This window comes from Devosia sp., from assembly GCF_036563435.1.
Classification (GTDB): Bacteria; Pseudomonadota; Alphaproteobacteria; order Rhizobiales; family Devosiaceae; genus Devosia.
The window spans coordinates 683,006-696,775 of sequence record NZ_DATCMJ010000018.1 but is presented as its reverse complement, the minus strand read 5'-3'; the positions used below and the strand labels follow the sequence as shown (position 1 = coordinate 696,775).

General features: G+C 58.7%; 11 protein-coding genes. 10 read left to right on the top strand and 1 reads right to left on the bottom strand.

All coding sequences use genetic code 11. The features are described from left to right. The first annotated feature begins 568 nt into the window (after positions 1-568). The 4 genes from VIL88_RS15725 (at position 569) to VIL88_RS18130 (ending at position 2,612) form a co-directional block, all read left to right on the top strand. Positions 569-1,225, top strand: a complete 657-nt coding sequence (locus tag VIL88_RS15725; RefSeq protein WP_331990717.1) for a DUF4145 domain-containing protein — start codon at positions 569-571, stop codon at positions 1,223-1,225. A 215-nt stretch (positions 1,226-1,440) separates the two neighbouring features. Further along, on the top strand, positions 1,441-1,845 hold the full coding sequence (locus VIL88_RS15720; RefSeq protein WP_331990511.1) for a helix-turn-helix transcriptional regulator: 405 nt from the start codon (positions 1,441-1,443) through the stop codon (positions 1,843-1,845). A gap of 4 nt (positions 1,846-1,849) precedes the next feature. Then, entirely contained in the window at positions 1,850-2,023 is a 174-nt protein-coding gene (locus tag VIL88_RS15715) for a hypothetical protein (RefSeq protein WP_331990510.1), read from the top strand. A 229-nt stretch (positions 2,024-2,252) separates the two neighbouring features. Then, positions 2,253-2,612, top strand: coding sequence for an NYN domain-containing protein (locus VIL88_RS18130; protein WP_414650147.1), 360 nt, complete (start codon positions 2,253-2,255; stop codon positions 2,610-2,612). A gap of 973 nt (positions 2,613-3,585) precedes the next feature. Here the strand turns inward: VIL88_RS18130 and VIL88_RS15705 are convergent. Then, positions 3,586-3,996 carry a hypothetical protein gene (locus tag VIL88_RS15705; protein ID WP_331990508.1) on the bottom strand — a complete coding sequence of 137 codons (411 nt, stop codon included), beginning with the start codon at positions 3,994-3,996 and terminating at the stop codon, positions 3,586-3,588. A 167-nt stretch (positions 3,997-4,163) separates the two neighbouring features. On the opposite strand from VIL88_RS15705, the gene VIL88_RS15700 reads away from it, so the two are divergent. From VIL88_RS15700 to VIL88_RS15675, 6 genes are all read left to right on the top strand, one after another. After that, positions 4,164-5,210 (top strand): hypothetical protein, encoded by a 1,047-nt coding sequence (locus VIL88_RS15700; protein WP_331990506.1) that lies wholly within the window; start codon positions 4,164-4,166, stop codon positions 5,208-5,210. 76 nt (positions 5,211-5,286) lie between these two features. Next, positions 5,287-8,100 (top strand): DEAD/DEAH box helicase family protein, encoded by a 2,814-nt coding sequence (locus tag VIL88_RS15695; protein ID WP_331990504.1) that lies wholly within the window; start codon positions 5,287-5,289, stop codon positions 8,098-8,100. Beyond that, positions 8,097-9,647 carry a restriction endonuclease subunit S gene (locus tag VIL88_RS15690; protein ID WP_331990502.1) on the top strand — a complete coding sequence of 517 codons (1,551 nt, stop codon included), beginning with the start codon at positions 8,097-8,099 and terminating at the stop codon, positions 9,645-9,647. The genes VIL88_RS15695 and VIL88_RS15690 overlap by 4 nt, the downstream gene beginning before the upstream one ends. Then, the gene (locus VIL88_RS15685) at positions 9,644-11,371 is read left to right on the top strand and encodes a DUF262 domain-containing HNH endonuclease family protein (protein ID WP_331990500.1); all 1,728 of its coding nucleotides are present in this window, start codon (positions 9,644-9,646) and stop codon (positions 11,369-11,371) included. Before VIL88_RS15690 ends, VIL88_RS15685 begins: the two co-directional genes overlap by 4 nt. After that, complete coding sequence (locus VIL88_RS15680; RefSeq protein WP_331990498.1) at positions 11,368-12,810, top strand: class I SAM-dependent DNA methyltransferase; 1,443 nt, start codon at positions 11,368-11,370, stop codon at positions 12,808-12,810. Before VIL88_RS15685 ends, VIL88_RS15680 begins: the two co-directional genes overlap by 4 nt. A gap of 20 nt (positions 12,811-12,830) precedes the next feature. Next, positions 12,831-13,640: a DUF429 domain-containing protein gene (locus VIL88_RS15675; RefSeq protein ID WP_331990496.1), complete on the top strand. Its 810-nt coding sequence runs from the start codon at positions 12,831-12,833 to the stop codon at positions 13,638-13,640. The last annotated feature ends 130 nt before the right edge of the window (positions 13,641-13,770 follow it).

Genomic DNA, 13,770 nt, shown 5'->3' with positions numbered 1-13,770 from the left:
ATGCCGCAGTCGCGCCGGAGCTAGCTAAACGCCTAAGTGGTGCCTCGCATATGCCTGGGGCTGCTCTGATGTTCAGTCCTTGCGAACCAGTCGGAACCTTGTCAGATGTAAAAAAACCCCGACGCCGTGAGACGCCGGGGTTGATTGGTCGGAGTAGAGTGATTCGAACACTCGACCCCCTGCTCCCGAAGCAGGTGCCGCTAAGGAAAAGCCCAGAAAACCGGTCTTTTTGTTCGCAAAAGGAGACCAGAAATCTGCTTTTGTTCCGCTAACACTGTCGGTGGCCTGTCGGTGGAAGTTAGCGTGACGATCTCACCACTGCTCCGGCGCGCTGGTAGGAAATAAAGCTAGATGGGCGACGGTCCTCAACAGCCAAGGCTACCTTGACTAGCGGGCGTTAGCTGGACATTGATTGTCGGCGATTGGTTGCGGAGCTGCGAAGGCGAGCTATAGCTAAATGCCTATCAATAAGAGCAGCTGGTCTCGCTACGTTGGGGAAAACTTCAGGGAGAAATACCCCTGCCCAAGATGTGGGAAAGGCCACGTCTTGCGCGGAGAAACTCCCGTGATGATTTCCGAGCCTGCGCACTCGTCTCGTCAGCATGGGGACGAGGAGTGGGGGCCGGACTGGGTCGAGATGTCGTTCGCGACTATGCTGACATGTGACAACATCGCTTGTGGCGAGATCGTCGCTGTAAGCGGACGAGCCGGCGTCGAATCCGTCGACGACTACGACCACAATGGATATCCTATCGGAACTGAATATTCGACGTTTCTGCGGCCACGAAGCATGTTTCCGGCGCCGCCGCTCTTTCCAATTTCGAAAGCATATCCGAAGTCGGTTCAGGAAGAGCTAAGGCTCGCGTTCCAGCTCTTTTGGGCAGACCTTTCATCGTCGACATCAAGGCTACGGACGAGCCTAGAGCGCGTTCTGGACGAACGAGGCATCCCGGCAACCGCTCCTGACAAAAAGGGCAAACTCCAGCGACTCTCGCTTTTTGCCCGCATTGATCTGTTCGAGCAGGCGACGAATGATCCAGACAGTGCAGAGTCTATGACTGCCTTGAGGGTGGTCGGCAATCTGGGAACCCATGGCGATGAGGTTACTGAGGGTGACTACTTTGACTTGCTGGAAGTCTATGAAGACGCGCTCCTTGATATATACGAGCAGAAGAAGGCGAAGCTTAAGGCCAAGAAGCAGGCGTTAATAGCGCTGCACAAATAGGTTGGTGGCAAACTGCGGCCAGTGATGACTCTTCAACAGATCAAACCAATAGCACGGGCCTAGGGCCGGACAAACGTTAGCGTCATCTTCCGCTTGCTGCCGGACGGAGCCATTCAAGGCAGGATCGGTATTTTTTCTCCCGCTCGGGACCAACGCGCATTCCCGCTACGTGTTTCTCTATAAAGTAAGTATCTTCAATAACTTACTTATACACGATGGCTACCAGAAAACCTTACGGCGACACCCGTCTTCCCCGCTTCATCGAAACGCGCGTCCTAGAACTCAAGTCCAACAAGACCCAGGCAGAGATCGCGGCAGGGGCCGGGTTCGTCAATCCCAACATGATATCGATGATCAAGTCCGGGAGTGCTCGCCTGCCCATCGACAGGGTTCCGGCACTCGCAAGAGCGCTTGAGGTTGATCCTCGACGCTTGCTGCAGCTCGCTGTCGAGCAGTGGGTCGGTGTGACTGCTGCGAGAACCTTCGACGAAATCTTCGGAACCATCGTGACGCTCAATGAGATCGCCTGGCTCAAAGAGCTCCGGGATGCATCGGACAACAGCGATCCGACACTGACTACCCGTGCCCGCTCCAGTCTGCGGTCCATTTTCGGGAAGTAGTCTGATGCACCTCATCCTTCGTGACGCACAGCCTCGCGTGCGACCAGGCGAACGGCTGACGCAGCAGCTATGGCTGAGAGCGCTCGCCCCTGGCGGGCGCCTGCCTATGCCCACCATTGAACGCATCCGCGCCGTCAAGGAACTCGTGGCGACTTGGACGGAGGAACACGATGATTAGCAGTGTCTCAGGCCAGGCTCTGAGAGCACCGACCCAGGGGTCCTCCGGTCTACGGCTCGATCGCCGCGCTTGGCTGTCCTAGTCGACGGCGACGGCATCTTGCCTGCTGATGTGAGCAAGGTGCTGCGGGATCTGCCGGGGCTTGGGCGCGTATGCATCCTGCGGGTTTACGGAAACTTCACGGGTCGAAGCGCTGCCTTGGACCAGAGTAGTCCGCACTCACAGCGCGGTGGCGCGCCACCTGCCATCTGTCGCTCCCGGGAAGAACGCAACCGACATCGCTCTCACGATTGATGTGACAGAGATGCTGATAAGCCGTCGTCTCCAAACGTTCGTGCTGATCGCCAGCGACACCGACTTCACCCCGCTCGCGGTCCGCATCCGCGAGGAGGGCAAAGACGTCATTTGGTTCGGCAGCCGATCCACGCCCGACTCGTTCCGGAGGCGTGCACCGCGTTTCATCAGGTCGATGAGCTTGGGCCTGTCGCTTCGACTGCGCCGCTCTGGAGCCTCTCGCCGAATGACGCCGAGCCCGGGGTGCTGCCCATCCTTAGTGAGCTCTTCAGGGCCGCTGAACCCGTTGAGCTGAACGTCCTTGGCGCGCACCTGGCGGAAAAGGCGCGTGGCTTCGATCCCCGCATCTATATTCGTCGCGCGCTGAGCAGCCTCTTGCGCCATTTGCCGACTGTCGAGCTCGTGGATCATGCGGGGAAGCTGATGGTCCGCCTGCGTCTTCCGTCGAACTAGGACTGGCTGACTTCCTGGGCAGGGACTGACCGGCGTATACCCACGAGCATGTCGATGTCCTAGGGTTCCCCCAGATCCTTCATGGGGAACGGTCGGATGTCCACCATAGCCGGTCCACCTATCCTCCTATGTGGCGACGCTCGCCGGCGTCGCGGCTAACGACGAGCCCACGACATGATCTGCGGCCATGACCAGGCGATAACGCCTGATCGAGCAGGGACGTCGGTTGACAACGACCTAAAACGTCAACCGGAGAGTTGGCATGGCGTCAACCGGAGGCCCGAAAACGTCAAGTCTCGGGTAGGAAGTAGCCATTTTCAAGCGTAAATCCGGTTGACAGTGCCAATCCAGTGCCAGCCAGTCGGCTCAAAAAGATCAATGAAATCAATGGGCGCGGTTGACACCGGTTGACAAGACTTGACACGGCTCCCCTGTTTTCGCGCGCGATCGACTACTTGTTGGTCACCGGGGCTGCTTGGATGTGCCTTACTGCACACCTCACCCTGTCGACGTCCCGAAATAGCTCGGGAGCTATTTGCCGGGACGGCTCCCTCCACGACCATGACGCCCAGGGGATCATGCGTGCCTAAGGAGAACAGCAATTTGGCTACAATGCCGGTGATCCAGAGGGCGTCGGGATCGGCAACGCTACGACTCCCCCCTTGCGGGAGCCTGTTGTTGGACACGACTGTATTGGGAGCCGGGAACCCAACAGCAACGACCAAGGTGACAGGAGGATGACGACCGCGACGATGCTCCGAAAGGCTCGCACGAAATGCCGCAAGACCTCCTTGGTCACCAGACTTGGACGTAGATTAATCTACGTTTTCGAAGATCCACTTACTGAGCGCTGCTGCTAGCTTGGGCTCGATTTTCGTTCCGCGGTGAAGCGCCAGGCCCAGCGATGGGTTCAGCGCCTTGAACCCTATCTCTTTCATAACCTGGCCTGACGTTATGGCGCGGCCGGCCATGATCCTAAGAATGTCGCGCTTCATGGCATCGCTCAGCGCTACTCCAGCCGTTGCCGGAGCTGAACGCGAGACCGGCGTCGGCGTGTGGGACGGGATCGTTGCCCTGAGCCAGCCTAAAAACTCCCGCTGCTCGGCCACTGATGCTTTGCTCCAGCTGTTCTTCAGTTCCTGCAGCCTCGTCCGCGGGCGCTTCAGACCGGCAACTCGAAACGCCTCAGCGGGAGACGCGATCTTGCCGGATTCGAGGTCCGCCAAGAGTGCCGGCGCCTCACGCTTGAGGCGCCCCAAGTAATATTTGTTGTCTCGTGTCCCGCCCGACGGGCTTCTCTCGCTCATCTACCCAGACCTTCGTCGGCACCTCGTCCGCGCCGCAGCTATAACGAAAACATCAGACAGCAATTACTCTCTACAGGAGCTGCCCCATGGACCCTGCACCCACCTCTGAAAAGAAGGAGCGCTTCGACGACGCCGTGTTTGCCTCGGGTAATCTGGAGCACCGACGACTTGAAGTGGAACGCGAACTGCAGTCCCTCAAATGGGTCGGATATCGCTTTCTCACCCCGCTGGCCGCGACGCGTCTCTTCTACGATGAGTATCGGGCCCGGCGCATCGACTACGTTCGAGAGCATACGGACGTCGAGCTCGCAGATAGCCTGCCCAAGGTTTCGTTCGAAAAGTTCATCAAGGATCCTGCCAAGCTGGCAGCAGCATGGTCAGCACGGCAGGCCGCAGACGCTTGCGGGGTTCCGTATGACCTATACATTGGGTTCTCGCTTTGGTTCTGGTCGCGGCGATCAGGGGGGGGCAGGGCAAAAGTTCCGCAGATCAACCAGCTGGGCTACAATAAGAAGACGGAACAGGCCTGGCTTGCCGAGTTCAACAAATACCGCGACGAACATGTCGGCCTAGCTTACCGGACGCTGGCGGATGTGCCGCAGCTCCTGGCAAGTTCGTTTGTCGGAACGCCTGAGCAGAACCACGCCCGCGATGTGATCTTGGGGCACTGCCGCCGAAGCTCCGCGTCGTTGGCCAGTCTTATCGAGACGTGGTGTTACTCTTATCCGATCCTGACACCGGACTGCTTCGAGACGATCTTCCCGGCGGATGTAGTTGCGAGTGCGATGGAAATCGTGGACACGAGCTGCGCCACGTCCGGCGCTTCAGCTTGGGTCGGACCCTCGCTGCTTTGGCCAGCGTGTCACGGGTTGCCCAACACGTTGGATGCGACCCACGAGCAATGCACGAATTGTGCGGTCGCGGAGTCCTGCGGCAAGTTCGCCACCATTGTAAAGACCGAAGTGCTCCGCCGGACGGGTCGCGAGGAGCCGAGGAAAACGCAGCTGCGGGCGGCCGCCAATAAGAGGATGCGGGACCTCCGGGCTCGAAAGAAGGCGGGCGCTGCAGGATCGGCCAAGGCGATTTCGTCCTTGCCGGGCACTGACTCCTCCGTGCCAGAAGCAGTTCTCTAACGCTGCTACAGTGACGCTTCCCTAATATAGAAAAACCTCTTTAAATAAGGAGCTACATAGGGAAGCGTCACTCTGGGTGAACTCTCCGGCACGACGACACCAGCGCAGCCGGGAGGATAGGGGAAGACTATTGGCTGCACCGGAGCAAACGGCTCGCGAGAGCATTGATCGTCTTCTGCGCGATGCCGGGTGGGTTCTGCAGGATCGGGAGCACCTTGACCGCAATGCTTCACTGGGTGTCGCCGTCCGCGAGTTCCCGTTGCCTAGTGGCCATGCCGACTATCTGCTTTTCGTCGCCGGCAAGGCAGCGGGCGTCGTCGAGGCGAAGAAGTCCGGGGTGACACTCAGCGGTGTAGCGGAGCAGTCAGAGAAATACATGGGCCAGCTTCCGTCCCATCTGGCGAGTTGGGACGAAAGCCTGGTCTTCGACTATGAGACCACCGGCGACGAGACGTTCTTCCGCAACATGCGCGATCCTGTTCCGAGGTCGCGACGCGTGTTCGCCTTTCACCGGCCGGAAATTCTGCTGGAATGGCTACAACAGCCGGACACCCTTCGGGCCCGCTTGCGCCGCATGCCGCCTATCGACGTGCGCGGGCTGAGGGATTGTCAAGGCGACGCTCTACAGGGCCTTGAGGGCTCGTTGGCGGCTGACAAGCCCCGGGCACTCATTCAGCTCGCCACGGGCGCCGGGAAGACATTTACGGCGTGCTCCTTCTCACACCGGCTGATCAAGGAGGCTGGGGCCAAGCGCATCCTCTTCCTGGTCGACCGAAACAATCTCGGAGATCAGACGCTCAAGGAGTTCCAGGCCTATCAGCCGCCAGGCACAGCGAACCGCTTCACCGGCACTTACATTGTGCAGCACCTGAGCGGCGCGCGCATCGATCCCGACGCCAAGGTCGTCATCACGACGATCCAGAGGCTCTATTCCGTCCTGCGCGGCAAGGAGCTCTCCGTCGAGGAAGAAGACCGCTCGGCATTTGAGGGTTGGCAGGCCGACGACGAAGAAGTGCCTCTCGCCTACAACCCGGCCGTGCCTATCGAGACGTTCGACTTCGTCGTCACCGACGAGTGCCACCGGTCGATCTATGGACTCTGGCGCCAGGTGCTCGAGTATTTCGACGCGTCGATCATTGGGCTCACTGCCACGCCATCCAAGCACACGCTGGGCTTCTTCAACCAGAACCTGGTCGCGGAATACCCATACGAGCGCTCAGTCGTGGACGGGGTGAATGTCGGTTACGAGATCTACCGGATCAGGACTCACGTGACTGCGAACGGCGGCAGGGTCGAGACTGACGAAGCCGGCTTCCAGGTTCCTGTGCGCGACAAGCGCACGCGCAAGGTCCGATACGAACAGCTTGATGCTGATCTGGAATATACCGCCAAGGAACTCGACCGATCGGTCGTGAACCCGAACCAGATACGCACCGTGCTGCAGACCTACAAGGACCGGGTGTTCACCGAGTTGTTTCCTGATCGCACAGGCGAATGGCTGCCCAAGACGCTGATTTTCGCTAAAGACGACAACCATGCCGAAGAGATCGTCCACGCCGTTCGGGAAGTGTTCGAGGAAGGCAATAGCTTTGCCAAGAAGATCACCTACCGCAACACCGGCGAGGACCCCAAGTCCTTGATCAAGGCTTTTCGGGTTGATCCGTTTCCACGCGTTGCTGTCACCGTCGACATGATCGCCACCGGCACGGACATCAAGCCCGTCGAAGTGCTGATCTTCATGCGCGATGTGAAATCGGAAGGTTACTACGAGCAGATGAAGGGACGCGGCGTTCGCACGATTCCGGATGCCGATTTGCAGGCCGTCACGCCCGACGCCAAGACCAAGACACGGTTCATACTCATCGACGCTGTCGGTGTCTCCGAAAGCAAGAAGACGGCGAGCCAACCACTGGAGCGCAACAAGTCAGTCAGCTTCGATGCGCTGATCGAGCAGGTCGCGATGGGGCGGCGCGACGAGGATGCACTGTCTTCGTTGGCCAGTCGTCTGGCCATTCTTGATCGCAAGCTCGATGACGCGGATCGCGCTCGAATCGCCGAGGTTACCTCGGGGAAGAGCCTCCGTGATCTGGCCAACGGTCTTCTGGACGCGATCGACGTCGACAAGCAGCAGGCGGAGATCGAGGCCCGCTATGGTCCAGCGCCGAGCCAGGAACATGAGAAGCAAGTTATCGAAGTCATGGTGGACGCTGCCTGCCGCCCGTTCGACAATCCTGCGGCGCGGTTGCTTTTAAAGGAGATCAAGCAGAAGACGGACATCGTTATCGATGAGGTGACGACGGACGCTCTCGTGTCGGCGTCCTTCGATGTGAAGCGCGCCGAGGAAACGATCACCAGCTTCAGGAAATTCATCGAAGACAATCGCGACGAGCTGACGGCCCTGCAGATCCTCTACAATCAGCCGCAGGGTCGCCAGCGCCTCACCTATGCCGCGATCAAGGAGCTGGTGCAGCACCTGACCGATCCGCCTCTCTATCTGACCACTGCAAACGTCTGGCAGGCCTATAAGCGGCTCGACGCCGCTAAGGTTCGTGGGGCCCCCGTCGACGAGCAATTGACCGAGGTCGTGAGCCTGGTTCGCTTTGCTCTGGGCCAGGCAGAGACGCTTGAGCCCTTCGCTGCCGTGGTCGAACAGCGCTTCAATCTGTGGATGGGTCGCGAAAAACGAGCCGGTCGGGACTATTCGGCTGAGCAGGAGGGCTGGCTGCGGACCATCGCCTCGTTTATAGCCGCCAATGCCGAAATCGCGCCGCGCGATTTCCAGGACGTGCCGAGCCTCGCCGACAAGGGCGGGATTCTGCAGGCGCGCAAAGTTTTGGGGCCAAGATTGAACGAGATGCTGGATGATCTGCTTGGGGCGCTGGTCGCGTGACTGAGGGATGGGCGGTCGCACAACTTAAGGACCTTGTTGCCTTCGTGATTGGCGGTGATTGGGGGAAGGCCCCCGACTTTGAAAGTCCTGACTACGTTGATGTTCTGTGCTTCCGTGGAACGGAGCTACGTGAGTGGAAGTCAGAACGAGGAGCTAGCGCGGCTCCGAGGAAAATCAAAAAGACCAGTCTCCAAAGTAGGCAATTGAAAGTAGGGGATTTGATCCTGGAGATATCCGGGGGAGGTCCAGACCAACCAGTAGGCCGCGTCGAACTGATTGATAAGCGGGCGATGGCTCATCACGGTGACACGCCGCGCATCTGCACCAACTTCTTTCGAAAGATCGAAGTTAAGGATGGCGTAGAATCAGCCTACCTCAGTAATTACCTTAAATTTTTCTACGTTAGCGGGGCGATAAACAATTATCAGGCCGGCAGTAACAATCTTCGGAACCTAAACTATACCGAATACGAAACGATCGAAGTGCCGCTTCCGCCCTTGAACGAGCAGCGACGCATAGTTGACAGGATAGAGGTGCTGTTTGCCCAATTGGACAAGGGTGACGAGGCCCTGTGTGCGGTTCAGAAGCAGCTTACTCGCTATCGCCAGTCTGTCCTGAAGGCCGCCGTCAACGGGCAGCTCACAGCCGACTGGCGCGCCGAGAATGCCGATCGGCTGGAGCACGGTCGCGACCTACTCGCCCGCATCCTGCGAGCTCGTAGGGAAACGTTCAACGGGCGAGGCAAATACAAGGAGCCTGCCGATTTACATATCGCCGACTATCCGGAGCTCCCTGACACATGGACCTGGGCGTCAGTGGAACAAGTGGTTGGGGTTTTCGGGAATGGGCTCTCTCGCCAGCCGGCCGGCCATGAGACTCCGTTTCCCATACTAAGGATTTCTGCGGTTCGGCCGATGAAGGTGGATATGGGCGACCGACGGTTTTATCTGCCGGAGCCAAAGGAAGACTTATCGTCTTACAGGGTGCAGCGAGGTGACCTCCTCTTCACCCGCTACAACGGCTCTGGCCATCTAGTCGGCGTATGCGGCTTGGTCAGGTCGGACGCGCCGACGCTTCATCCAGATAAGCTGATCAAGGCACGTCCTGTCTCGAATGAATTGACCAACCTCGACTATTTGGAGCTAGCCTGGAATTCTGGACTGACCAGGCGGCATATCGAGGCAAACACAAAGACGACCTCTGGGCAAAAAGGGATTGCTGGGTCAGATATCAAGGCAGCGCCTTTTCCACTTCCGCCGGTCGAGGAGCAGAATGAGATCGCCAGACGCGTTGGTGAGGCGTTGGCCAACATCCAAATCGCGACCTTGATGTGCCAATCCGAGCTCGCCCGCTCTACCGCCCTGCGTCAGTCCATCCTCAAGGACGCCTTCACAGGCCGCCTCGTCGCCCAAAACCCCGACGATGAGCCGGCAGCGGATCTCCTGACCCGCATAAAGGCAGCTTCGGGAGCTAAACTCACACGTCGAAGCAAGGGCGCTGCAGAGCGAGCAGCTCGCCAAGCTGATCCCAAAGGTATAATGTCATGAATGAAGCTGTTTCCGGCCTTCGCATTGAAGCGGCCCACAAGACGATATCGAAGGTCTTCTCAGAGGACTATTCCTTCAGCATCCCCGCCTATCAGCGTCCATATTCTTGGGAGCGGCAGCAGGTTGAGGAATTGCTGTCGGACATTTCCGACGCGATGGGTCCACACGCGTCGTTGGACGGCTTCTACTTCCTCGGTAGCATCGTTCTGGTCAAGCAGCACGGAAGTGCCGAGGCGAAAGTAGTCGACGGTCAACAGCGCCTGACGACCTTGACCATTTTGTTCAGCGTCCTCCGCGATCTGACGGTAGATCCAAAGACGCGCGCCCGCCGCGAGAAATACGTGAAGCAGGCTGCAGATCCCGATGTTGGGCTCAAGGAAAAGCTTAGGCTGCAATTGCGCAAGCAGGACCAGGCATTCTTCGAGAAACACGTCCAGTCCGATGCAGCCACCGACAATCTGCCCTCGGTGGAAGGATTGACTGGCAGCAAGGCTCGCATCGTCGAAAACGCGATGCTGATGCGCAGAGCGCTGCTCGAGATGGACGAGGCTCGTCGAACGGAGTTGATCGGATTTCTGCTGCAGAGTTGCTACCTGGTCGTCGTGGAAGTTCCGACTGACACTGCAGCCCGAAGAATCTTTACCGTCCTCAACGCCCGCGGCCTTGATCTCACGGCCACCGATATTCTGAAGGCCGATCTGCTGGAGCGGGCGGGCGAGGACAGGGAAACCACGCTATCAGAGCGGTGGGAGAACATTGAGCTTGCACTCGGTGTTGAGCGGTTCAATGAGCTGTTCGTTCATATCCGCATGGTCTTCGAACGTGACAAGCCACGTTCCGCTTTGGAAGTAGGGTTTCCTGCAGTTGTGACGTCGTTCAGGGCCGCACCCGTCAGCTTTCTCGACGACGTGCTCGAGCCCTACGCCGATGCGTTTCTGCTTGTGGCCGATGATAAAGAACTCCGCTACCAGTTCGGTGGCAAGACTGCCGATCTGGTAAGATCGTTGAACCGTCTCGACAATAAGGATTGGCTGCCGCCTCTCCTGCTGGCGCTTCATCAGAAGGCCAAGGGCAAGCCGGTCGATGTGCCTGTCTTCGTCGCCAAGCTTGAGCGTCTTGCCTATTTCCTGTTTTTAACCCGGGCCGACGTCAATGCGCGTATGACGCGCTACGCCGACGTCATTCAGCTCCTCGAGCCCAAGGATGGGGTCAAGGCAAAAACACTTGGGATGGATATCAGCGAAACGGAGGCGCATGCACTGTTCGATGCGCTGAACGGGCCGGTGTATCTTGCCTCCCGAGTGATCAAGCCACTGCTTCTGCGGCTGGACCAGGCATCGACGGACGCTTCGGCGACCTATGACCACGCAACGGTCACCGTCGAGCATGTCTGCCCGCAGACCATTGCAGTCGGATCACAGTGGGACACCTGGTTTGCAGACCGTGCCCATCACGCTCATTGGCTCCATCGTCTGGGCAACCTTGTGCTTCTTGATCGGCGCAAGAACCCTGCAGCGAGCAACTGGGACCTAGAGCGCAAGAAGAGCGTCTATTTCGTCAGTGGCAAGTCTTCGCCCTTCGCAATCACACAAGAAGCACGCCAGGCCGTAACCTGGACCCAGGACGATATCAGGGCCCGCCAAGACCTTCTCGTTGGTCGCTTTGCGTCAGCGTGGGAGCTCGTGCCACAGCACGCACTCTGGAAAGCAGCACAACCGAAATGACCAACGAACAGCTCGTCTCCAAGGTGTGGAACTACGCGCACGTTCTGCGCGACCAAGGCGTTTCCTATGGGGACTATATCGAGCAGATCACCTATTTGCTTTTCCTCAAGATGGACCAGGAGCGCGAGGAGCTGCTGGGCGAGACCTCGGCCATCCCGCCGAAATGGAGCTGGCCGCACCTGTCGAGCAAAGACGGGGATGCCCTTGAGCTACACTACCGTCACACGCTTGAGGCTCTCGGCAAAGAAGAGGGCCTGATCGGCACGATCTTCCGAAAGGCGCAGAACAAGCTTTCGGATCCGGCCAAGCTCAAGCGCATCGTGAGCCTGATCGACAAGGAAGGCCCCTGGGTGGGCATGAAGGTCGATGTTAAGGGCGAGATCTACGAAGGCCTGCTCGAACGCAATGCCTCCGAGGTCAGATCAGGCGCTGGCCAGTATTTCACGCCGCGTCCCGTGATCGACGCGATTGTCAAATGCGTCGATCCGAAGATCGGCGAGACGGTCTGCGACCCGGCCTGTGGCACCGGCGGGTTCCTGCTTTCGGCCTTTGATCACATGAAGACACAGTCGCAGGACCGCGAAAAACTTCGTTCCCTGCGTCACACGGCCTTCACCGGTATCGACATCGTCGACGAGGTGGTGAGGCTCTGCGCGATGAACCTCTACCTGCACGGTATCGGCAACGGCGGAAGCCCGGTCGCGCAAGGCGACGCGCTGGCAGGTGATCGAGGCGACCGTTTCAAGGTTGTGCTGACCAATCCGCCCTTCGGCAAGAAGTCCAGCTACAAGGTCGTCGGAGAAGACGGCTCTGTCACAACCGAGCGCGAGAACTATGAGCGCGAGGATTTCAAGTTCACCACCTCGAACAAGCAGCTCAACTTCCTGCAACACATCATGACCATATTGGAGGCCAACGGCCGGGCTGGCGTCGTGCTACCGGACAACGTCCTTTTCGAGGCTGGAAGGGCCGGCGAGGGGATCCGGAAGCGGCTGCTCGAGGGGTTCAACTTCCACACACTGCTGCGTCTGCCCACAGGCATTTGGTATAGCCCAGGCGTCAAGGCGAACGTGCTCTTCTTCGACAAACGCCCGGCGTCCAAAGAGGTCCAGACGAAAGAGCTCTGGGTCTACGACTACCGCACTAACGTCCACAAAACGCTCAAGACCAAGCGCCTTACCACGTCAGACCTAGATGACTTCGTTGCCTGCTATCGGGATCGCAAAGAGAGCGAGCGCTTCCGTAGATTTAGCTACGAGGAACTCGCGCAGCGGGACAAGCTCAACCTCGATATCACCTGGCTCAAGGACGATAGCCTCGAAGATATAGACAGCCTGCCAGAGCCAGATGTTCTGGCCGCCGAAATCGTGGAGAACCTTGAGGCCGCGCTTGAGCAGTTTAAGGGCGTGGCAGCCGAACTGAATCCGGATCTGGAGTAGATTGAGTGCTGGAGAAGCATGTGACCACTTCGATCATCGGCTTCGACTCCGCTTGGACGGATCAAGTGAAGGCGCCCGGTGCTGTGAGCATCATTCGGGTCGTCGAGGGCCGACCGACGGAGTTTGTGCCGCCACGCCTGGCCAGCTTTGGACAGGCACTCACGATCATTGAGGCGGAGAGGCGGCAGTTTGATCGGTGCTTCGTCGCCCTTGATCAGCCGACAATCGTTCCCAATGCCACAGGGTCGCGTCCAGTCGATAAGGTGGCTGGATCACTAATCTCCTGGGTCGGAGGTGGCGTTCAGCCAGCCAATCGGTCGAAGAAGGGCATGTTCGACGATGATGCGCCGGTCTGGGCGTTCAAGAACGCTCTCGGTGCGACGGAAGACCCTGAGGGCGCGCGCGATGCAGAGTCGGGTGTGTTTATCGCAGAAGTCTTTCCGGCGCTGGCCCTCCCGAGCCTCGCCGCCGAGTTCTGCGGGCGACTTATGGTGCCGCGCTACAACCCTGGGCGCAGGAAGACCTTCCGCATCGAACATTGGAGCGCCGTCCTGAAATGCGTCGGCGCTGCAGGCGAAGCTTATGGTGTCATAGGGCTCTTGCACTGGTGCGAAACTCACCGACTGATTGAGACGCCGACTAAGTCCGACCAGGACCTGCTCGACGGCGTCTTATGCGCGCTGATCGGATACATCTGGCTTTTCCAGCCAAGGGACCAGTCTGTTATGATTGGCGATCTCGAAGCCGGCTATATGATTGGGCCCGCTATAGAAGAAGCACGCAGAAGGCTTCAGACAGCGGCCGAAGCCAGAGGCGTCCGTCACGGATAGCTCGCCCGTATTCGATCTTCTGCACTCCCGCGACCCCGCCGCTACAACGAAAACATGAAGACCAGAATCGTGTCTGGTCGCGTGTGGACGTGCTGTGCTCGATATACCTCGCCATCTCGCCGACGATTTT

Excerpts from the sequence above, each read along its gene's own strand:
- VIL88_RS15685 (WP_331990500.1), top strand. The coding sequence starts at position 9,644 with ATGAATGAAGCTGTTTCCGGCCTTCGCATTGAAGCGGCCCACAAGACG.
- VIL88_RS15715 (WP_331990510.1), top strand. The coding sequence starts at position 1,850 with ATGCACCTCATCCTTCGTGACGCACAGCCTCGCGTGCGACCAGGCGAA.
- VIL88_RS15680 (WP_331990498.1), top strand. The coding sequence starts at position 11,368 with ATGACCAACGAACAGCTCGTCTCCAAGGTGTGGAACTACGCGCACGTT.
- VIL88_RS15700 (WP_331990506.1), top strand. The coding sequence starts at position 4,164 with ATGGACCCTGCACCCACCTCTGAAAAGAAGGAGCGCTTCGACGACGCC.
- VIL88_RS15720 (WP_331990511.1), top strand. The coding sequence starts at position 1,441 with ATGGCTACCAGAAAACCTTACGGCGACACCCGTCTTCCCCGCTTCATC.
- VIL88_RS15725 (WP_331990717.1), top strand. The coding sequence starts at position 569 with ATGATTTCCGAGCCTGCGCACTCGTCTCGTCAGCATGGGGACGAGGAG.